The sequence below is a fragment of the Sphingobium lignivorans genome, from assembly GCF_014203955.1.
GTDB lineage: Bacteria > Pseudomonadota > Alphaproteobacteria > Sphingomonadales > Sphingomonadaceae > Sphingobium > Sphingobium lignivorans.
In genome coordinates this window covers 3576890-3595363 of the sequence record NZ_JACHKA010000001.1, presented here as the reverse complement: position 1 = coordinate 3595363, position 18474 = coordinate 3576890, and the positions used below count along the sequence as shown (strand labels likewise).

Genomic DNA, 18474 nt, shown 5'->3' with positions numbered 1-18474 from the left:
TCAGTCCTCGTCCGAGGGGCGCGCGACGCCGTCGACGATCTGGCGGCGCTCCACATGGTCCCGGCCGAGCTTCGTCAGGCTGGCGACCATCACCGTGCCCAGCTCGGTCACCTTGACCGCGCCGAGCTGGTCGAGCGCGAGGAGCTGGGTGCGGACCCAGCTGCGCGGCCGCCGGATGCCGAAGGCATCAAGCACATGGGTGAGCCCGACCTCGTTGAGCCGCCCATCGACCTGCCGCGCCAGTTCCTTGAGGATGCACAGACGTGCGTCGGCCGTGATCGCGTCCGAATAGCTCATGGCTTCGTCCCCAGCAGATGATCCTCGATCCGCCGCACCGTCCGCCCGACGCTGCCCAGCTCCGTGTCGAAGGCCCCCAGCTTGCCGCTCATCTCGGTCACGCTGATCTTCAGGTCATGGACGTCCTGCTTGCTCGGCAGATGCTTGAGTTCGCTCTCGATCGCCTGGATGCGGCCGTCCTGCTCGTCGAGCGTTTCGCGGATGCCTTCCACCTTGGTGGTCAGCTCGCGCCGGCCCCATTGCATCCACACGGCGATCGTATTGATGATGCCCAGCATCACGGCCGCTGCCGTCAGCAGTCGCATGCTCACCTCGAAGTCCATCCTACCATCCCCGCTTTCCGGCCCGCTCGTGGCCCTCCTGACAGTCCGTGCAGCGCCGGGCGGAGGGCATGGCGGCCCGGCGCTCCGGCTCGATTGCCTCGCCGCATGTCGCGCAATGGCGCGATCCGGGCTCGCCGATGGCGCGGCGGATGCGGGAAATGGCGACGTCGCGCTCCAGCGCCACCATCGCCTCGGCATGCTCGATCGCGCGCTCGCCGGCCCGCATCAGTGCTCTCCGCCCACGTCCACCGCCGTCTGGCGCTGGACCCAGCTGATGAGCGCATCGAGCTGGATGGCCTGCTCGGTGGCGGTCAGCGCGTCGGCGAAAGGAAGTCGATCTTCGCAGGTCGCTTCATCAGCTCGGCCGGCGGACTGGCCGGTGCCGGGCACTGGCGCGACTGGGGCACTGCCGGCACGGGCGCTGGCGGCGCGGTCCGCGCGCAGGCGCTCGGCAAGAGCGCGAGCAGCGGCAAGGCGAGCTTCATAATCATCGACGGTCTCCCGGTTGATGGTGGCCTGTTCGCGCTCCACCCGCGCCTTGTTCGCAGCGTCCTGGGCGCGTGCCGTCTCGGCGGCGGCGCGGTAGTTGGCGACGCTCTGCTTGTGGGCCGCGCGCTCGGCCGCAAGGTCCACGGCAGTCTGCCCATGGGCCTTGCGCTCGTCGCTCAGCGCGCGCGTCCGGTCAGCCAGCGTGCAGCGGGTGAGCGCGTTGGTGCCCAGCAGCGCCAGCAAGGGCAGCGCCCACCAGAAGCGGGAAAGCGTTGCAAGGCTCATGAGAGCCCTTTCAGGCACAGCTTGCGCTCGGCCTCACGGCGGTTGACGAGGCCCTGGACGCGCTTGCCCGCAGAGTAGACCCACTTGGTGAAGGCATTGCAGCCGGCCTTCCAGTCCCCGGCATTGAAGCGCCGGGCGGCCGTGGAGCGCTCGAACGCATCGCAGCCGATATTGTAGGCAAGCGAGATGGATGCGACGAGTTGGTCCGGCCGGCGCCGGAGGCCGGGAACGGCCTTGAGCACGCATTGACCGTAGGTCTCGGAGACGGCGGTGCGCAGCATCGTGTCGCACTCCGCCCGGCTGTAACGGCGCATCTCCACCCGCGTCTCGCCGCTGCAGACCGTCCAGACGCCCGCAAGGTCCCGATAAGGCACGAGCCTGGTTCCTTCCCACGGCGCGATGAATGCGACGGACGCGGTGACGACGGCTGCCGTCAGCCCCAGCGGGAGGGCGGCGGACGACATCGATGGGGAGGAGGATGAGCTGTCGGCCATGCCGCCGTTCTGGCGATGTGGCGGGGCTGCTGACATGCGGCCAGCTGGCCGCAGAAGGGCGCCGGGGCCGGGGCCGGATCAGAAAAGGACGTGCTGCCGATCGTCCCTGATTCGGGCGCGGCGGCGGCGGACCGTCCGCACGCTTACCCGCGTTGCGCGCACGATGTCACTCTCCGACTTTCCCTCGCGGATCATCTGGTCGATCCGCGCCTGCAGCTGCCGGGCAGTGCCGCGATCGGCGAGAGGGATTTCGATCACGATATGCGCCACGCCCGCCGTGAGCCGGTCGCACACGGCGACGGCCTGGTCGTGGCCGATCAGCGCGCAGAGCCAGTGGTCAGGCCTGGGCGCAGCCGGGAGATAGATGCGCTGCCCGGCATGTTCGTCAAGGATCGCGCGCGCGGCGTCCTCGCCCGCCACGTCGGCGATCTCGGCGAGGACACCCGGGAGCAAGGCGCGCGCGGTGGTCAAGGTCAGTCGGCCTTGCCGAAGTCTTCGAGCTGCTGCCGGGCATGCCGATCGCGCGCCAGCCGCAGCCAGTTGGTCATCGCGCCGCGCAGGCCGCACGTGCTCGTCGACCGGACGCCCGCCAGCCGGATCGCGGCGCCGCGCCAGTCCGACGTCACCGCCGCTCCGGCTGAGGTCAGCGCGTCCGTGCTCATCTTGTCGACTGCCTTCCGGGCGCTCCACCAGGCGTCATAGTCGGTATCGGCCCGCAGGTTGGCGGTCGCCTTGCCATGGTCGATCAGCACGCGCTCCATCCGCGCAATCGCGTTGGCCAGTGTCATCACGCCTCTCCCGTGCTTTGTCCGGCCCGGCGCAGCCACTCGCCGAACGAGGCGGCAATCGCCGGATAAGAATCGATTCCCCATGGCGCACCCGGACGGATGCCCCCGAATGCAAAGATCGCACTGGACAGAGTCATGGTCTTGGGCGCGACACCGGCGGCCTTGAGCTTGCCGAGGATGGCCATGCACAGCCCCTCGTGCAGCGCCTCAAGGCGCAGCGCCTCGCCATCCGGCCCGCGCTGCGCCCAGCCCGCCCGCTCGGCCATGGCCTTGAGCGCCTCGATCAGCCGATAGCATTCGGACTGCCGCGCCCAGGCCATGCGCTCGCAGCCGAGCTGGCGCGCCGCGAATGCTTCCAGCGCATGCTCCGATGCATTGTGCACGACGCCGAGCTGGTGCAGCGAGATCCACAGCGCCCGTGCCTTGCGGGCGGAGGGATGATCCGCCCTGGCCGCACCGGCGCGGCGGACCTTGGGACCGAAACCGCGCTGCCTGAAGTGATCGACCAGCGCGACGAGCTGCGCCTCGTCGCAATCGGCGGCGCTTGTCCGCCCCGTCACTTCGGCGAGCACGGCGCGATAGGTGTCATCGTCCAGCGCCAGCTCCTTGCGCGCCACATGCACCTTCGCGATGAGCGACCGGCGATGCTGGGTGGAAGGATCGAAGCGGGCGGCAACGGCGCGGGTCACAGCCCGCCCTCCCGGCGTTCCAGATCGTTGAGCAGGAGCTGAGCGACGCGCGTGTTCTCAGCGTCCTCTGTCTCTGCACGCGCAGCGGCTTCCGCGAGGATAGCCGCCATGCCGCGCGCATTCTCCGGCATCAGATCGACGACGCACTGCTGCGCGCCGTCGAATACGATGACGAGGCGCACCACGCTCACGCCCTCATTGTCGACACCCGTGCCGACGGCGATCTCCGGCGCGTCCATCACGCACCCGCCATGTTGAGGTTGATCGATGACCACGCGCCGTCATTGGCGGCGCGTCGGTAGATGCGGATGTAGCGCTTGGACCCGATGACGCGCATGCTGTCGCGGATGGCGCGCATGGCTTCCTGCCAGCGCTCGTCGGCGATCTCCATCCGCAGCAGATAGGTCAGGTTGTAGCGATTGATGCGCCCCTGCGCGTCCACATCGAATGCGCGGGTGATGACGGCGCGCAGCTGCTCGCGCGCGTCGGCAGTCCAGTCGCGCAGGCACTCGTCCACAAGCTCCTTGGCGGTCTGCAGCTCGGGGCCGAAGCTCACCGTTTCGCCGACCTGCACGTCCACCTTGAGCAGCCCGTCATAGGAAACGAACGAGAGGTTGCCCTTCCGCCCACCGCGCTTGGCGCCATATTCCTGGTCGAGCATCGCGACGAAGCCGTCGACGTCCTCAAGGCAATGCTCGCGGAACCGCGTGATCTGCTCGGAGAGCGGGATCGCGAAACCCACGATCTTGCGGACGAGGTCATCCTGCAGCTGCTCCTGCGCCTTGATGACGCCGATCGGAATCAGGCCGCCCTTGCCGTCGATCATGTATGTCTGGCCGTCGATCTCGCGGCGGCCGGTGCCGATATCAGTCATGTGCTGTTTCCTTCATCTGGTGGGGTTGGGACCGGCTCAGTTCGCCCTGGAGCCGCAGGATTTCGGTGCAGAGGAGGCCGACGAGCTGGCCGCTCACCGACCGGTCCGCCGGGCGCTTGGCCAGCAGCTCCTCCGCCAGTTCGTTGACCTTGGTCGCGGCGAGCGAACCGGCGATGCGATGCCGCAGCTCATCCGTTTCCGTGCGGACGTCCGCGTCGGCTTCCCGCCCGCGCTCGACGCGCAAGATGGCATTGCGCACGGTGGTGTGATCGGCCCGGCCGAACTGCCGGGCGATCTGAACGAGGCTCTTGGAGGTCAGTTCACGGGCAAGCCACATCGCGACATGGCGCGGCCAGCACAGGGCCGCGTGCTTGTCGTCACTGCGGAGCGCTTCGACCGTGACGCCGTGCGCCCGGCCGACCTCGGCCATGACGGTGGCGATCGAGATGCTCATGGCCGGACGATCTCGATCTTGCGGCGCTGGATGGCCCATTGCACATGCGCCAGCTCCAGCCGGCCGCCGTCTTCGTCGGCGAGCACGGCGGCGTCGCTGACGATCTGCGTCAGTTCGCCGAGGCCGCCAGATGCACCCTGCATCGCCTGCTTTTTCAGCAGTGCGCGGATCCCGATGTCCGATATCTGCCAGGCGTCGCAGAACGCGATGATGTCGCCTTCAAGCGGCACCTGCTGCACCACACTGCGGCGGATGCGGCGCTTGAGGCGGGCGAACGACACGCCGCTGGTGATCTTGCCGAGCAGCTCCTCGTTGCCGAGCAGGCAGATGCCGACGCCAGTGGCATCATGCCAGCTCCGCAGCTGTTCGAGCGCTTCCGGGGTAGCGTGGTTCGCCTCGTCGATGAGGAGCAGGCCCTTCGCCTTGCGCAGGTGCCGGACGACGAGCGTGTTGAGTTCGCTCACCCAGCGCGACTGTGCGACGTTCAGTGCGTCGGCCGTCGCCCGGATGATGCCGTTGCGTGTCCCGGTGATACCGTCGAGGGTTATCATCGAGACCGGCTGCACACGGCCAGTGAAGTCCTCGGCGGTGTATGTCTTGCCCAGCCCAGGCGCGAAGGCGCCGACCGTGATCGTGCCGCTGTGCGCCACCGCGAGCAGCTCGCGGATGAGAAGCGAGGTGGGCGTCTCGAAATAGCCGGGGTCGACCGGGATCGACTGGCGCACCGCGTCCCGGCTCTCCAGCCCCTGCTTGAACTTGTAGAGCTGGCGGGCGATGCGCTCGTTGTCACCCGCATATTTGCCCTTGCAGAAGGGCTGCAGGGTGCCGTGCGGGAGGCCAACGGACTGCCCGAACTTCGGCCAGCTGAGCGGTGGCGAGAAGCTGTCGCGATAGGCGTTGGCCCAGTCGCGCACCTCCTCGACGTCGATCGGCAAAGTATCGATGTGGATCATGCGGGGCTTCCTTCTTCTACTCGATCAGTCGCAGCGCGGCGCGCTGTGCGAGGCGGTTGAACTCGGGGTTGGGCGCAGCCTCCTGCGCGGCCTTCGGCTCGGGCGCGGCGCGAAGCGCGGCGGCCGTCTGTCCGCGATGGCGATGGGTGCGCAGCACGGAGGGCTCGGGCATGGAGGGTTCGGCGGCGGCCGGCAGCAGGCGCGCGAGTTCCTCGGCGGCGATCAGCTGCTCGGCCGCGAGCCCGTCGCGGATGCGCTTGCGATGCTCCGCCCAGCGCTTGCCGGTGGCCTTGGCGCCCGCGACATTGTCGAATCCGGTGTCCATGATGACCGGCGCCGTCGTCAGATAGGCGCCGTCCTGGCCATACAGGTGGACCTCGCCGTGGAGATCGTCCGGGTCGAACCGCACCGTGACGAGCTGGCCGCGCACGAGATCGCAGCCGGGCGCCCAGTAGCGATTGCCGAACAGTTCGACTTCGCCGGTCTGGCGGTTCACGCGCTTCTGCTCGGCCGCCAGCAGCGCCTGCCGGAGATGGTCGGGGCTCGCCTTGCCGATATCGGCGGTCGCGTAGCTGGCCGCGAACACCTCGTCGAAGCTGCGGCCGGCATAGTGGCGACCCTTGCGGCCCAGCCGTGCATTGTGACGCGCGATTTCCCGGTCGACGAGCGCGAGGAAGTCCGCCCAGCGCATCACTTTGCTGCCGTAGTTGTGCGGCTTGTTCATCGGGTTGTTGCCGGTGTAGGCGCCATCCGCGTCGGGCGAGCGGCCGATGGTGTCGCACAGGTCCCGGAAGGCCCGCTCGATCGGCTTGGACTGGCCGCGATAGGGCAGCGCCCAGTGGATATTGACGCCCAGCGCGGTCAGCAGGCCGGTCGGTTCCTCGTCCCGAATCTTGAAGCGGAATCGGGTGCGGGCGCCGCCGGTCAGCCACTTGCTGGCGAAGCCGCGGCCGTTGTCGAGCAGGCAGTGCTTCGGGATGCCCCAGTTACGGATCAGGTCGGCGAAGGCCATTCGCGCGAGCGCCGCGCTTTCGGTTTCGCCGACGCGCCATGCCAGCACCTTGCTGCTGTGGATGTCCTGCAGCGCCACCATGACGGGGCGGATCGGCTTGCCCGTCACCGGGTGGCCCACCGTCACGTCGAACTTGTGGCCGTCCACGTTCACCCATTCGAGCGCGCGCAGATGTTCGACCGTGCGCCGCTGGGCGGGAATCGAGCGCCGCAGCGCTTCTTCCCCTTCGCGGGCCAGCCGAAGGACGCTGGGGTGGACTTCGCTTTCCAGCCGCCGCCGAAGCGTCCTCTCAGAGGGTAATGAAAGGCCTCTTTGAGCCGCGATATCGGCCGTTCGTTCGTAGCAGCTGGTGAAGGTCGGACTCGATGCGCGCAGGCAGTCCGATTTGTAGATATGCCACAGCTCGGGATCGATAGGCGCCTCGGCCCCGCCGCCCTTCCGGCGCGGCGCCAGGGCGGGAAGCCAGTCGGGCCGCGCAACACCTTCGACCAGGCGCAGCCAGCTCCACAGCGTGGAACTGCCCACGCTGTGCCGCCGGGCGCCGGCCGCGACCGCTGCCGTCCAAGTCTCCCCGGCCTCCCGCTGCAGATGCAGTTCCGCGATGATGGCAAGACGCCGCTCGGCCTCCGCCTTGGTCTTCGCCGTCTGCCCGTCATACCAGCGCCAGCTGCCGCCGTTCTGGGCCTCTGCTTCCGCCGGGGCCGGTCGCGCACCGATGCCGCGCCGCGCAAGCTCAAGCCGGGCGGCGCCGGGCAGCAGCGAGACGTGGAACTCGGTCCCGCCACCCCGGCCGGCACGCGGTCGGCTCAGCAGCGCGCCGCTCGCGTCGGTCCGGTACTGCCAGCGCTCGTCGCGGGCGCGGCGATTGACGGCGCGCTTGTCCGTGGGGAGACCGGGCAGGCGCAGCTCGGCCAGCTCGGCGGCGGTAAACCACGCACGCATGGTCGCCTCGTCGAGCGGCAGGCGATCTTCAATGGGTGCCGTGGCCATGCTTCTTCCCCCGGATGAGCGGCGCCGTGCCAGCAAGGCGCTGTCTTTCGATTTTCAGTTTGGCGATCTGCCGATCGAGGTGGCCGAGCCGCGCGGTGTGCAGCTCCTCGCCGACCAGCACGGCGGCGCCGATCTCGCGCAGCACCTGGTCGAGCAGGTCGTGCCGCTCGCAGACGGCCACGAGCGCGAGAAAGCGCGACATGATGACCTTGTGTCCCTCGCGCGCCGGGCTGGCATAGGCATCCAGCATCGCGCGGCTGATCTCCTCGTCCAGCAGCACGCTCATCTCGGCCGCGATCACTTCGCGGCTGCGCGGATCGGAATTGAGAATGGTCGCCGTGGCGCCGGAAATGCGCCGCTCCAGCCCCGCCAGCGCAGCCGGACCCACCGGCGCTGCCGGTGGATCGAAGGCGAACGCTATCTGGCCGGGATGAGGCTTGGCCTTAGCCATCGCTCAGCCTCCGCAGCGGACTTCTGATTCCGCGAATGCGGCCCTGCTCGAAGGCACGGGCAGCGGCCTTGCCCGGATAAGGACAGATCAGCGGCTCGCCGGCCGAGCCGATCACCATGCCGAGCCGGAACGGCGTGATGCTGCTCCAGCGGCGGGTGCATTCCTCGCGGAACGGCGCATAGGGATTGGGCCGCGCGCGCCTCATCTCGAAAACCATCCGAGCAGGCAGCCGATCGCGCCGGAGACCATGAACACGAGCATGATGGCGCGGGCCGTGAGCAGGCCGAGTTCATCGATCATGGCATCATCCCCCATATCGCGATGATGCATGCGACGAACACGAGCGCCGCGAGCGCGGGGGCAAGGCCGAGGAGCAGCCCGCGCCCGTCCATCCGGCGGGGCTCCGAGGGGATGCAGGGGCGGACGCTGCTGCCTGCCAGCCATGCGGCGAGCCGGATCATGGTTTCACCTTCCGGCGCTGGCCATCGGCCAGTTTGATCGGCAGCAGCGGCACATAGGCGATGCGCGTCGCGGGCGTGCCCATCGTCACGGCACGGACAGTCTCCGGCGTGAGCGCGAGCGGTGCGGGGCGGATATTGCTCATGGTCAATCCCTCATCATCCAGCGCGAGTGCCAGTCGCTGAAACCTGCCGCGCCGGGCGCGGAGAGATCGGGTTCGGCCGGTGGCCGGGCGGCGTCGGCGTGCCGGCCGCAGGCGCGCAGTGCGGCCAGCCTGCGACGGCGCAACTCGTGCGCCGCCGCGCGCGGCGTGCAGCCCAGCTCCATCGCCAGCTCGAAAGCCTCGCGGGCGGCGCGCAACTCTGCGGCGCGATTGACGGTGCGGCCCATCAGTCGTTCCACCATGCTTCGGCAGCGGCGCAGGCCGCGCGATAGGCGCGGATGTCTGCGAGCCGCTGCTCCGGCTCTGCACGGCGATGCGTCGCGCTCTCGATGATCCGCCACGTCCGCCACACTTCATCGCGAAGCGGCTTCGGCAGCCCGAACCAGTGCGGGCGGCACATGAATTTCCCGGGTGCCGTCCAGCTGATGCAGCCAGCTGCTGGGCAGGTGCGCTTGGTCATGGCCGCGCTGCTCCGCAAATGTCGAAGTGGATGAAGTGGGCGAGCCCGTCGGCCATCCAGCCCGGCATCGCTGCGATCGAGGCCGATCCGTCGCGCTTGAACAGCCCGAGATAGAAGGTGTCGCCCTCAAGGCAGCACCCGACTTCGTCCTGCACGCGACGTCGCGCCGGGTCCTCAGCCAGTTCGAACAGCTCGAAAGACACCGAGCCGAAATGCCAGGGCAATGCCGCGAGATTGCGCGCCTTCATCAGGTCGAAGACGGCGCCAAAATTGGCCGGTTCGCGGGACGCGGTGAGAGCGAAGATATCGCGGAAGTCGTTCATTGGCCGGCCCTTTCCTCTTCAAGAAAGGCCCGGCCGCGCTCATCCAGCAGCCAGATATACTGCGCTGAAAGCCTGCCGCTCGTCGTGTAACTGTGCTGACCCTTTACGAATCCGCGCCGTGCCAGCCAGGCAAGATCGCCATGATCCCACCGCGCGATCATGGTATCGCGCTCCCGCAGCACCTTGAGCAGCCTGATTTGTTTGGCTGAAATTGCCTGCGCGACCATCAGCGTGTCCTCCCCAGGGGCGGCAGCCAGACGGTCCGCGTGTCGCCGGGCTTGGTCGGGCAGCGCACGTCCCAGACCACCGCCGCATAGTCGATCACGCCGCCGCGATAGGCGCGGTTGCCAAGGGCATGGAGCCGATCGCCGGGCGGCATCGAAGGCCGCTGGGAGAAGATGAGCACCAGTTCAGGCGGGAAATCCTGCCGGAACAACGGCGAGCGGTTCTTGCCCGGTGCCAGCCACTTGTGCGCCACCAGCATGACGACACGGTCCGTGGCGAGGCGCATTGCCTGCCGGACGAAGGCCTCAAGGATGCCGGCCCGATAGCTGTAGGGAGGATTCGTCCAGATCGAGCAGCGCGGAGCCGGCGCCCGGTCGAGCACGAGGAAATCGGCCGCGAAGAAACGCGGTGCCGTCTCGAACTCATCCCATTCGACGTTCTGGACCAGGTCGGAAAGGATGATGCGGCCGCCAAGCCCATAAGCCTCAAGCCGCTGGCCGCTGTGCCCATAGCCGCAGGCCGGATCCCACACATGGCAATCCGGCTCCAGCTCGGGCGCCAACCCGATCTCGCGGACGATCTGGTCCCACTCCCAGCCCTGCTCCACATACCAGTCGAGCGGATGCCGGTTCTTGGCGCGGCCAGTGGAGATGTCACCGCGCATAGTCGCCATCTCCCTTGGACTGCTGGTAGCGGAAGTGTTTCTTCGCGCCGCCCGCGATCCCCTTGTCTGCTTGGTCGCTCGCGCCAGCCTTGTGTGGCGGGACGATGACGTCCTTCCGCCCGCAGGCGATCACGAACAGCATCCGTCCCCAGCGCAGGCTGACCTCGCGGCCTTCGAAGGTCGCGTCATCGCTCTCGCATGAACACCAGCGGCTCATTGTGATGCTGGGAAGCCAACTCACTGCTTGGCCTCCTCAAGAGAGGCGATCACACTGTCGAAGTCGAAAAGCGTGACCAGTTCGTCATGGGCGGTGCAGAGCGCCTCGGCCGATGCTTCAGCCCTGAGGTAGCGCTCGCTCTCCCAGAGTCCTTCAGGGATGGCGTCACGATAGGCTTCTTCGTCGCTGCTGATATCCGCGAGGATGTCCTGTTGACGCCCTAGTTCTCTCTCGATCTCCCGCAGGGAAGCGATCAGCCCGTCGATTTCGGCACGACGTTTGCGGTTCATTCGCCCAACTCCTCGTTAAGGATGTCGCGCAGCTGCCGCTTGATCTCGATCGTCTTGAGCGCCGAGACGAACTCGCCGAGGAAGCGCTTCTGTTGGCTGGCGCTCAGCCGATCGAGATTGCCCACAACGGCGTTGACGTGCTTCTGATGTGGCTGCGGCGCCGGCCCGGCAGGACTGGAGACGCCGACGTTGATCCGCGCATCTTCTGCATTGAGCCCGTCATCGGCGAGCAGCGCCTCGATCACCTTGCGGCGCTGATCTTCGTTGCGGATGTCGGCGAGGATCTTGAGCTGGGCCCCGTTCTCGCCAACGACGGGATGGCGGGCGAGCGGCTCGATCAGGTCGGGGAACGGCTCGACGACAAGGTGGAAAAGCTCCAGCGCGCGCCGGATCGTCCGCTTGTCCAGGGCAAGCGCATCGGCCGCCGAATCCTGCCACCCGTATACGGCGGACATCTTGTCCGCCGTATCGTCGCTCTCCTCCTGGAGGGCCTGCTCGGCGCGAAGTTCGCCCCCTTTGACGCGCTGCCAGCGGGCCTTGATGGCGAGCTGCTGCTGCTTGAGATTGCCATGCTCGCGGGCGAGCCGTTCCTGCGCCGCCATGGCAAGAGCATGGACGAACTTCGCGCGCTCGATCGGGGCCAGTGGGCGCCGGTGCAGATTCTCGGACGCCTCAAGGTCGGCGAGGTCTTCCGGCTTGCCTGAGACCTCTATCGCCCAGACCCTGATGCCTTCCAGCTCGGCGCCGTGCGTGCGGTGCATGCCGGTGACGAGGCGCCACGGTCGCGCGGCACCCTTGCGATTCTTCGTGACCTTGATCGGATCGCGCTGCCCGTCGACTGCCATGAGTCGTCCGAGCGCCGCTGCCTTGTCGACATGCAGGAAGCCGATCCGGTCGGCCGTCTCGATCTCGGAAGGATCGAGGTCGAAGAGTGTTGCTCCGGTCAGGAGGGAGGCGCGAGCGCTCAATTCTGGTCTCCACTTAGACGATGCGGGGAGCCGGCGGCGCTGTTAGCGTCAGCGGCAGTTGAAGCAGGACTGGAGGGCCCATGAGCAGTGCAGGCGAAGACGATCCGGACCGGGCCGGCGCGATGATCGAAGGCTTGCGGCTGATGCTGATGGCGCACATCGAAGCGGTGGACCGGCAGCTTCCGGGCAGCGCGCAGGCGACGGCGCAGAGCGCGGATGTGAAGCGCCGCGCGGCCCTGCAGGTTGGGCAGACGGAAGCGGCCGAGGCGCTGGAGCTGCTGCTTGACGAGCTGCGCATCCGCGCCGTCATCCCGGCCAATGACTGACCGTGCGGCTATGGTCTGCTCAGCGTCGACCGCCGCGCGGATCGCCGCGCGGTATGCGTCCCATCGGCCACTCATGCCCGCACCGCCTTCCGGGCCATCCTGCGCTTGCGGCCCTCGATCTCGGCGAGAGCGGCATAGAGCTTTTCGATGCTCGACATGTTGGCGCTGATCGGCTGCGGGTTGCCGTCCGACTTCTTCCAGCGGCTGAACGTCGTGGGATGGACCCCCGCCAGCCTGCAGATGGAGCTGATGGAAACACGGGCGGCGAACGCTCGCGCCTCGATGTCGGCGATGACGGCTTCCTGATCCATGAGGCATGGATAATAGCATCATTGCTAATCTGCAATAGCAATGATGCTAATCACGGGGCATTAGCGTATCTGCTAACGGCTTCGCATGGACGGGCTTGAACAGGATCGGCAGCTGGTGCGCGCGCTCGCGGAGTTCGCAGGGCTTACGCCGGCCGCGCTCGCTCGTGCAGCCGGCGTGGCGGTGACCACCATCAATCGCCCCTACAATGGAACAGCGACGACCCGGCTAAGCCAGCCAACGCTGGAGAAACTGCGGGCCCGCTTCCCCACTTATCCGGGGTGGACCGAGCAGGAGGCGAGCGTTGCGGTGCCGAAGGTCGCCGGGACCTATCGGCCGGCAGAGGACGGTCGCCCGGAGCTGGTCGAGGTTGCGGAGATTGATCTGCGCTTCGGCCTTGGCGGCGCATTCATGGACGAGCATCCCGAAATTCAGGTGCGATCCTTCTCGCGCGCCTGGCTCCGGCAGATCACCACGAGCCCGCCCGATCAGCTTTGCTGGGCAAAGGGTCGGGGCAATTCGATGGAGCCGACGATCAGTGATGGAGACATCATTCTGATCGATCGCACGGAGCAGAGGGTCGATTATGGCGATCTCTACTGGGCGATCGCTTTCGGCCAGGTCGGCATGATAAAGCGGCTGCGCCCCATGCCCGACGGAAGCGTCAAAATTCTGTCGGACAATCCATCAGTGCCGCCCGATGTGGCCGTTGACGATGAGCTGCACGTTTTCGGCCGTGTCGTCGCGATCGTAAAGAAGGTCTGAGCATGCTGCTCAAGGTCGAGTTTGCCGTCCTACTCGCTCTTGTTGCATGGGGCTTTGTCCAGCAGATTTTGGGACATCTTCCCATCTGACCGGCGTTGACGGCTCGCCCATCTGTTCGCATGATGTTCTCATGAAGACGAAGCGCGCGTTGATCATCTATGACCCGGCAATCGTGAAAGGCTGGACCACGGCGGTATCCGTTTCGGTCGACTATATCTTTCGGCAGGCGCTGCAGGGCAGGGACTATCCCCGCGAGCGCGGTATCCTCTCGATCGAGGATGTACCGGCCGACGAATCGCTTGAGGAAGCGGAGGCGCGGGCGGAACGACGCGGCTATGCGGAGGCGGAGCGGGATATCATGGCCTGGCTGCGCCGAATCGGTAAGCCCAACACCGCCAGCGCCATCTATGACGGCGCTCACCGCATGGTGACATTGCCTGTGATGACGTTGGACGAACTCGACGCCCTCGACCGGGCACAGCGCACAGGTGAGACGAAGGCGCCTTGAGACAAGGCAGGAGCCGTCCAGGCCGGGCGGCTGGTCGGGTTTTCGCTGTTATCCAGCGGCGGATAGCAATGCTCGCCTCCTCTGGACCTTAGTGCGAGCACCAAGGGCCCTTGTTGCTATATCCGGCAGTGCCCCCAACTCCACCCCAAGGCTTCCCCCCCCACCAGGAAGCCAGCTTCCGCCCACTCCCGCCCAGGGGTGTCGTCGCAACCGCACGGGCCGGTCTATAAGTATAATTACGTAGGTCAGCAGAACGGAAAAAGCTGTCCCACTTCGACCGGTCCATCCCGTGCCGGCTCGACGCAGGAATCGGCCCTTTTCTGCGGCCTTGCAGGTTATCCGCGAACTGGGACACCAGAAGCCCCGGTTCTGCCCCGGTTCTTTGACTGGGTTGAGGCTGCCACGCCGCTCTTTGCGCCCCCTGAAAGCCCCATTTTGCGCGTTTGAGAGGCCTTTTGGGGCCTTTCCTCCCGAACCGGCGCCACTCCGGCCTGTCCTGTCCAACGATCGCCTAAATTCACCATGACTCTAGGCGGTCACCACGCCGCACGCTCATCCCGGCAGCGCCCGTGGAAACGGCAGAAATCCCCGATTTTTCCGGCCCCGATCCCGCGCGTCCCCGCAAAATCCCGGACAATCCCGCACTCCCGACCCTCTTGTCATCTAACAGGCGGGTTTGGATCGTGACTGAGGCGTGTGGGCTACTGAGCTGGAGCATGACGCGCGCGAACAAGGGGCGCGACGAGGCTGGCCCTAATCGCTGGACCGGGAAGGGATGGGTCGCACCGGATCGCAAAGCCGACTGCGGACAAGGACAGTTGTGGACGCCGAGCGACACGCACAACTATTCGCCGTTCTCAAGGCCCCGCTTTACCAATTTGGCGGCCTGTTCTAGCCAATTTGCCTTGGCGATGCGGCCAGCTGCCGGAGAGAGATCGGCTGCAGCATTCGCTGCGGCATAAAGCAGTCCAGCTGCGGCAATGACGCTCGTGCCGCGCTTAACTCCAGAATTAGCCCCCGCTGACGCTGAGCGCAGAAGGTTTGCAAACTCGGTAAAAATGCGAGCAAGCAGGTTCTCCAAGGTTCTGATGGCTCCGAACAAAGCCCGTTTGCTTGAACGCCTTGGATTCGAGATTGCCTCTAGGACCCACTCCACGGACCGCGGCACTTCGGGATTCACAATCGTCGAGGCCTCCCTGAGATGGGGAAGTAGTGCAGTTCCGGCCTCGTATATTCTTCGTACGTCCGTGAGGTCGTAATCGGCGGCAGCGGCATTTTCGACGAATCGGTGCCACGCGGGATACTGACCAACGAAAAGACTAACTCCGACGCTGTAACCTTCAAGCCGGGCCGCAACGACCTCAGGAAGTTCTGCTTCGAACCGAGAAACCATCTGGCCGCAGGCGAGGTTTGCGATACCAAGATGAATAATGTCGATTTCAGTGGACACTTTCTCGTGAATTGACTGTACAGTTTCAGTTAAGCGTTGATCGCAGTTCGATGCGATTAGATTCTCTATTAGATAATTACCCTCAGATATGAGAGCGTTATTTGCTGAAGTAATATTATGCCTGTCTCGATCATCTGACTCGGCGTTATCGTGTTTGATGCGAAGTACGCCATCACAGAATTCAAACTGGAGAGGGCCGATCTGCTGCTCAGGAGCTATTTTCAGAAGACGATCAGAGAAATCGATATCTTCGAAAGTAGGGGGTGGAGCTGCCTGAATTTTGGAAATTTCATCTTTAGAGGGCCGATGAACAGCCAAAAAGTTATCAAAATCAGTGATGTGACCTTCTATAAGACTTCCGAACGATTGTCGTGCTCCCAGTCTGCTGACGTGCATTTTTCGCGCTAATACCCTTTGGAAAAAGGGATTCGTGAGGATTAAGCGTAGCTCGTTCAGTGCTTGATCAAGGCTATCGAAGGCGTGATAAACATCTCGATCGTGCGCGCTATCGAGAAGCCTCGTTATGCGCTCAGTCGCGGCTTTGATCTGACGTCCTTCTCCGGTGCGGGGCCACTGCCCGAGCACACTCACGACTCTGTTTCCCAGAGCGATACTAAGTTCTTGAAGGCTAATTCGCTTAAGCCGAGCCCAAGTTTGAAGATTTATTGTCACTGCAGGCATGCTCCCCCAGCACGACTTAGGGCCCCTCAATTAGCCGGGGAGTTCCATTACGACTAGAGCTTTGAGCTGCCGGTAGCCGATTGTAAGATGCGAAAGGACGACAGGCCAGCCCCTCCCGAATATTCTTGGTTTACAGCCGCACCAATCGGATTGCCCCAACGCTCTGGGGTGCTGTCCCCGCAATCGATTCTGTCCCTAAGTCCCTCAGGCCCCAACCCGTCCTCTCAGCGCGCGAGACGCCGCCGCCGGCCGGGCTGTCGGTTAGCTGCGCCAGCCCAGCACTCCTCAAAAGTATAAGTAGTTCGGACAGTCTCGAAAGGACTGACGCTAAAGACAATGGAGGCGTACAAGTCTATACCGCTTGGCCAGAAGTTCACGGAGGCTTTTTCGTTGCGCGATCGCCTAACCGAAATGGTCGTCCTCGGCATCAGTGCCGGCGGCATGGGTGCTGCGCTCGCCTGGTTCCTGCAGTGGGGTTTTAAGGAGGAGAGCGTCTTCGCCTTCTTTGGCGCCTTGGCTGGTGCGGCGGCGACGGTCGCGGGCGCCATCTGGGCCACGGATCGAGCAGAGAGGGCAGCGCACCAGCGGGAGCAGACGTTGCTCATGACGGAAAGCGCCGCTCTCCTCGAGAAAACGGAGCGCTCGATCGCTCTCTATTCTGACGAGCATCCTTGGCCTGCCGCGTTCCGCCCATCGCTGTCCGACTTGGCGGCCAGCGCTCACGAGGTTCCGGCAATCTTCCGCGAAGCGCTGAATCAGGCGCGCACCCTGGATTTCCGCGAACGGGTCAAGCTGATCAAGGCTGAAAGGGCAATAGCAGCTTTCGACCAGTTCTATCAGGATGTCTTCGGGCCAGAGGAATTGCAGCCCAGGGACGATCGCGACTGGCCTTGGGCCTTGGGCAATATGAAAGGCGCGCTCGCCGAATTGATCGCCGTTCTTTCACGCCGCTAAGCGTCCGAATGCCGCCGAGCCCCTCAGGCCGGCCGCTCTAACCCACCCCCTCAGCGCGTGCGCGAGACGCCGCCGCCGGCCGGGTTGTCTGTCGGGGCCGGGGTGGCCTGCGCGGTGCGTTCGGCGACGGGGCCGGCGGGGAGGCGCTTGAGTTCGGCGATCTTCGCCTTGAAGGCCGCGAGCGCCGATCCGGAGAGCTGGGCGACCTGCGTGAACTTGATCGAGCCGGGGTTCACCGTCGCGCCGTTGCGATAGAGCTCATAGTGGAGATGCGGCCCGGTCGAGAGGCCGGTCGATCCGACATAGCCGATCACTTGCCCGCGCCGCACGCTCTGGCCGGATTTGACCGCGATGCGGCTCATATGTGCATAGCCCGAGCCGATGCCGCCGGCATGCTGCAGGCGCACATACTTGCCATGGCCGCCATGCCAGCCGGCATAGTTCACGCGGCCATCGGTCACGGCATAGATGGGCGAACCGTGCGCGGCGGAGAAATCGACGCCGGCATGCATGCGCTTGTAGCCCAGGATGGGGTGGAAGCGCTGGCCGTAATTGGAGCTCATCCGGCCCGAGACGGGCGCCGCGAGCACGCCGCGCCGTTCGCCCACGCCCGATGCCTCGAACCATTGCTGGCGGCCGTCCTGCGTCCACTTCAGCATGTTGATGTCCTTGCCGCGCGCGCGCTCCAGCCCGGCGAAGAGCAGCTGGCCCACTTCCGCCTCGCCGGTCTCCGCGCGGCGATGGGCCACGATGATGTCGAACCGGTCCTCCGCGCGCAGGCTGCCCACGGAGACCTGGCTCGCCAGCACCTTGAGATAGGCCTGGATGGTGGAGGGCGCCGCGCCGGCGGCCCGCGCCGCGCGATAGAGGCTGCCGCCCACGCGCCCGCGGATGCGGAGCGGCGTGTTGTCGACTGCGATGGGGATGCGCCGCAGCGTCAGCGCGCCGTCCTGGCGGTGGATCTCCAGCGCCAGCTCCAGCCGTGCGCGCACGCTCAGCCGTTCGAGCGGACGCGCGACATTGCGATTGGGGCGGCGGCCGAGGATCATCTGGACGCGGGTGCCCGCGGCGATCGATTCGGGGTCCACCGCCTGCGCGACGAGCGCGAGCACGGCGCTGGCATCCTTGTCGCTCACGCCCGAGCGGGCGAGCGTATGCGCGAAGCTGTCACCCGTGCCGAGCGCGGCGTTGAGTTCGATCTGCGGGCGCTCGGGCGTCTCGGCAAGCGGCGCGACGGCATCGGTCGGCCCCATGCGCAGGCCGCTGTCGCCGCCCAGCGCCGATGCGCTGATCATCTGCGAGCGGAAATGGTCGAGATGGTTGGCACCGAGCGCGGTGGGCACCGATCCCGGGATCGCCGGCATGCCGGGGGAAAGCATGAGGGTCGTGCCGCACAGCGAGACGCAGGTGAACAGCCCGCGCCACCACACTCGCGATCCGATGTTGCTGCCCAGGTCCGGCACCAGCTCGACGCGGTTGGCCCAGTCGCCGATCCGGCCCTGCCAGCCGACGGGCAGCGCCGGGGCGGGCACCCGGGCCGGGCTGTTGAGCCACAAGGTCCCGATGCTTGCACCCTGATGCGGGTTGAATTCGATTTTCTGAAACACTGGGTT

General features: G+C 66.0%; 32 protein-coding genes. 4 read left to right on the top strand and 28 right to left on the bottom strand.

The window, feature by feature from the left end; translation table 11 throughout:
• The 25 genes from HNP60_RS16685 to HNP60_RS16565 all read right to left on the bottom strand — a co-directional run bounded on the left by HNP60_RS16685 (position 1) and on the right by HNP60_RS16565 (position 11868).
• Entirely contained in the window at positions 1-297 is a 297-nt protein-coding gene (locus tag HNP60_RS16685) for a VpaChn25_0724 family phage protein (protein ID WP_184155937.1), read from the bottom strand.
• Positions 294-620, bottom strand: coding sequence for a DUF2730 family protein (locus HNP60_RS16680; protein WP_184155935.1), 327 nt, complete (start codon positions 618-620; stop codon positions 294-296). The genes HNP60_RS16685 and HNP60_RS16680 overlap by 4 nt, the downstream gene beginning before the upstream one ends.
• Position 621: 1 nt before the next feature.
• The gene (locus tag HNP60_RS16675) at positions 622-846 is read right to left on the bottom strand and encodes a TraR/DksA C4-type zinc finger protein (RefSeq protein WP_184155933.1); all 225 of its coding nucleotides are present in this window, start codon (positions 844-846) and stop codon (positions 622-624) included.
• Positions 846-1394 carry a hypothetical protein gene (locus tag HNP60_RS16670; RefSeq protein ID WP_184155931.1) on the bottom strand — a complete coding sequence of 183 codons (549 nt, stop codon included), beginning with the start codon at positions 1392-1394 and terminating at the stop codon, positions 846-848. The genes HNP60_RS16675 and HNP60_RS16670 overlap by 1 nt, the downstream gene beginning before the upstream one ends.
• The gene (locus tag HNP60_RS16665) at positions 1391-1888 is read right to left on the bottom strand and encodes a lysozyme (protein WP_184155929.1); all 498 of its coding nucleotides are present in this window, start codon (positions 1886-1888) and stop codon (positions 1391-1393) included. Before HNP60_RS16665 ends, HNP60_RS16670 begins: the two co-directional genes overlap by 4 nt.
• A 78-nt stretch (positions 1889-1966) precedes the next feature.
• Positions 1967-2359 carry a hypothetical protein gene (locus HNP60_RS16660; RefSeq protein ID WP_184155927.1) on the bottom strand — a complete coding sequence of 131 codons (393 nt, stop codon included), beginning with the start codon at positions 2357-2359 and terminating at the stop codon, positions 1967-1969.
• A gap of 2 nt (positions 2360-2361) precedes the next feature.
• Positions 2362-2676 carry a hypothetical protein gene (locus HNP60_RS16655; protein WP_184155925.1) on the bottom strand — a complete coding sequence of 105 codons (315 nt, stop codon included), beginning with the start codon at positions 2674-2676 and terminating at the stop codon, positions 2362-2364.
• Positions 2676-3365, bottom strand: a complete 690-nt coding sequence (locus tag HNP60_RS16650; RefSeq protein ID WP_184155923.1) for a phage protein GemA/Gp16 family protein — start codon at positions 3363-3365, stop codon at positions 2676-2678. The genes HNP60_RS16655 and HNP60_RS16650 overlap by 1 nt, the downstream gene beginning before the upstream one ends.
• Positions 3362-3607 carry a hypothetical protein gene (locus HNP60_RS16645; RefSeq protein WP_184155921.1) on the bottom strand — a complete coding sequence of 82 codons (246 nt, stop codon included), beginning with the start codon at positions 3605-3607 and terminating at the stop codon, positions 3362-3364. Before HNP60_RS16645 ends, HNP60_RS16650 begins: the two co-directional genes overlap by 4 nt.
• The gene (locus HNP60_RS16640; RefSeq protein WP_184155919.1) at positions 3604-4239 is read right to left on the bottom strand and encodes a DUF3164 family protein; all 636 of its coding nucleotides are present in this window, start codon (positions 4237-4239) and stop codon (positions 3604-3606) included. The genes HNP60_RS16645 and HNP60_RS16640 overlap by 4 nt, the downstream gene beginning before the upstream one ends.
• On the bottom strand, positions 4232-4693 hold the full coding sequence (locus tag HNP60_RS16635; RefSeq protein WP_184155918.1) for a helix-turn-helix domain-containing protein: 462 nt from the start codon (positions 4691-4693) through the stop codon (positions 4232-4234). Before HNP60_RS16635 ends, HNP60_RS16640 begins: the two co-directional genes overlap by 8 nt.
• Positions 4690-5646, bottom strand: a complete 957-nt coding sequence (locus HNP60_RS16630; protein ID WP_184155916.1) for an AAA family ATPase — start codon at positions 5644-5646, stop codon at positions 4690-4692. Before HNP60_RS16630 ends, HNP60_RS16635 begins: the two co-directional genes overlap by 4 nt.
• Before the next feature lie 16 nt (positions 5647-5662).
• Positions 5663-7648, bottom strand: coding sequence for a transposase domain-containing protein (locus HNP60_RS16625; protein ID WP_184155914.1), 1986 nt, complete (start codon positions 7646-7648; stop codon positions 5663-5665).
• Positions 7629-8099 carry a hypothetical protein gene (locus HNP60_RS16620; RefSeq protein ID WP_184155912.1) on the bottom strand — a complete coding sequence of 157 codons (471 nt, stop codon included), beginning with the start codon at positions 8097-8099 and terminating at the stop codon, positions 7629-7631. The genes HNP60_RS16625 and HNP60_RS16620 overlap by 20 nt, the downstream gene beginning before the upstream one ends.
• Positions 8092-8304: a hypothetical protein gene (locus HNP60_RS16615; RefSeq protein ID WP_184155910.1), complete on the bottom strand. Its 213-nt coding sequence runs from the start codon at positions 8302-8304 to the stop codon at positions 8092-8094. The genes HNP60_RS16620 and HNP60_RS16615 overlap by 8 nt, the downstream gene beginning before the upstream one ends.
• A gap of 91 nt (positions 8305-8395) precedes the next feature.
• A complete protein-coding gene (locus HNP60_RS16610; protein WP_184155908.1) occupies positions 8396-8560 on the bottom strand; it encodes a hypothetical protein in 165 nt (54 codons plus the stop codon).
• Positions 8557-8703 carry a hypothetical protein gene (locus tag HNP60_RS16605; protein ID WP_184155906.1) on the bottom strand — a complete coding sequence of 49 codons (147 nt, stop codon included), beginning with the start codon at positions 8701-8703 and terminating at the stop codon, positions 8557-8559. The genes HNP60_RS16610 and HNP60_RS16605 overlap by 4 nt, the downstream gene beginning before the upstream one ends.
• Positions 8704-8705: 2 nt before the next feature.
• Entirely contained in the window at positions 8706-8963 is a 258-nt protein-coding gene (locus HNP60_RS16600; protein ID WP_184155904.1) for a hypothetical protein, read from the bottom strand.
• Positions 8948-9181 carry a hypothetical protein gene (locus HNP60_RS16595; RefSeq protein ID WP_184155902.1) on the bottom strand — a complete coding sequence of 78 codons (234 nt, stop codon included), beginning with the start codon at positions 9179-9181 and terminating at the stop codon, positions 8948-8950. Before HNP60_RS16595 ends, HNP60_RS16600 begins: the two co-directional genes overlap by 16 nt.
• Positions 9178-9504, bottom strand: a complete 327-nt coding sequence (locus HNP60_RS16590; protein WP_184155900.1) for a hypothetical protein — start codon at positions 9502-9504, stop codon at positions 9178-9180. Before HNP60_RS16590 ends, HNP60_RS16595 begins: the two co-directional genes overlap by 4 nt.
• Positions 9501-9731 (bottom strand): hypothetical protein, encoded by a 231-nt coding sequence (locus HNP60_RS16585; protein WP_184155898.1) that lies wholly within the window; start codon positions 9729-9731, stop codon positions 9501-9503. The genes HNP60_RS16590 and HNP60_RS16585 overlap by 4 nt, the downstream gene beginning before the upstream one ends.
• Positions 9731-10393 (bottom strand): hypothetical protein, encoded by a 663-nt coding sequence (locus tag HNP60_RS16580; protein WP_184155896.1) that lies wholly within the window; start codon positions 10391-10393, stop codon positions 9731-9733. Before HNP60_RS16580 ends, HNP60_RS16585 begins: the two co-directional genes overlap by 1 nt.
• Positions 10383-10634: a hypothetical protein gene (locus HNP60_RS16575; protein WP_184155894.1), complete on the bottom strand. Its 252-nt coding sequence runs from the start codon at positions 10632-10634 to the stop codon at positions 10383-10385. The genes HNP60_RS16580 and HNP60_RS16575 overlap by 11 nt, the downstream gene beginning before the upstream one ends.
• Positions 10631-10900: a hypothetical protein gene (locus HNP60_RS16570; RefSeq protein ID WP_184155892.1), complete on the bottom strand. Its 270-nt coding sequence runs from the start codon at positions 10898-10900 to the stop codon at positions 10631-10633. Before HNP60_RS16570 ends, HNP60_RS16575 begins: the two co-directional genes overlap by 4 nt.
• Positions 10897-11868: a hypothetical protein gene (locus tag HNP60_RS16565; protein ID WP_184155890.1), complete on the bottom strand. Its 972-nt coding sequence runs from the start codon at positions 11866-11868 to the stop codon at positions 10897-10899. Before HNP60_RS16565 ends, HNP60_RS16570 begins: the two co-directional genes overlap by 4 nt.
• An 80-nt stretch (positions 11869-11948) precedes the next feature.
• Here HNP60_RS16565 and HNP60_RS16560 point away from each other — a divergent pair, with 80 nt between their 5' ends.
• Complete coding sequence (locus HNP60_RS16560; RefSeq protein ID WP_184155888.1) at positions 11949-12194, top strand: hypothetical protein; 246 nt, start codon at positions 11949-11951, stop codon at positions 12192-12194.
• A 71-nt stretch (positions 12195-12265) separates the two neighbouring features.
• On the opposite strand, the gene HNP60_RS16555 is transcribed toward HNP60_RS16560, so the two are convergent.
• Positions 12266-12505, bottom strand: a complete 240-nt coding sequence (locus HNP60_RS16555; RefSeq protein ID WP_184155886.1) for a transposase — start codon at positions 12503-12505, stop codon at positions 12266-12268.
• An 85-nt stretch (positions 12506-12590) separates the two neighbouring features.
• Here HNP60_RS16555 and HNP60_RS16550 point away from each other — a divergent pair, with 85 nt between their 5' ends.
• Positions 12591-13268 carry a S24 family peptidase gene (locus tag HNP60_RS16550; RefSeq protein WP_184155884.1) on the top strand — a complete coding sequence of 226 codons (678 nt, stop codon included), beginning with the start codon at positions 12591-12593 and terminating at the stop codon, positions 13266-13268.
• A 130-nt stretch (positions 13269-13398) separates the two neighbouring features.
• Complete coding sequence (locus HNP60_RS16545) at positions 13399-13776, top strand: hypothetical protein (protein ID WP_184155882.1); 378 nt, start codon at positions 13399-13401, stop codon at positions 13774-13776.
• 844 nt (positions 13777-14620) lie between these two features.
• On the opposite strand, the gene HNP60_RS16540 is transcribed toward HNP60_RS16545, so the two are convergent.
• On the bottom strand, positions 14621-15817 hold the full coding sequence (locus tag HNP60_RS16540) for a hypothetical protein (protein WP_184155881.1): 1197 nt from the start codon (positions 15815-15817) through the stop codon (positions 14621-14623).
• 426 nt (positions 15818-16243) lie between these two features.
• Between HNP60_RS16540 and HNP60_RS16535 the strand changes: the two genes are divergently transcribed.
• Positions 16244-16861 carry a hypothetical protein gene (locus tag HNP60_RS16535; protein WP_184155880.1) on the top strand — a complete coding sequence of 206 codons (618 nt, stop codon included), beginning with the start codon at positions 16244-16246 and terminating at the stop codon, positions 16859-16861.
• 50 nt (positions 16862-16911) lie between these two features.
• Here the strand turns inward: HNP60_RS16535 and HNP60_RS16530 are convergent, their stop codons facing one another.
• A complete protein-coding gene (locus tag HNP60_RS16530; protein ID WP_184155879.1) occupies positions 16912-18468 on the bottom strand; it encodes a peptidoglycan DD-metalloendopeptidase family protein in 1557 nt (518 codons plus the stop codon).
• Positions 18469-18474 lie beyond the last annotated feature (6 nt).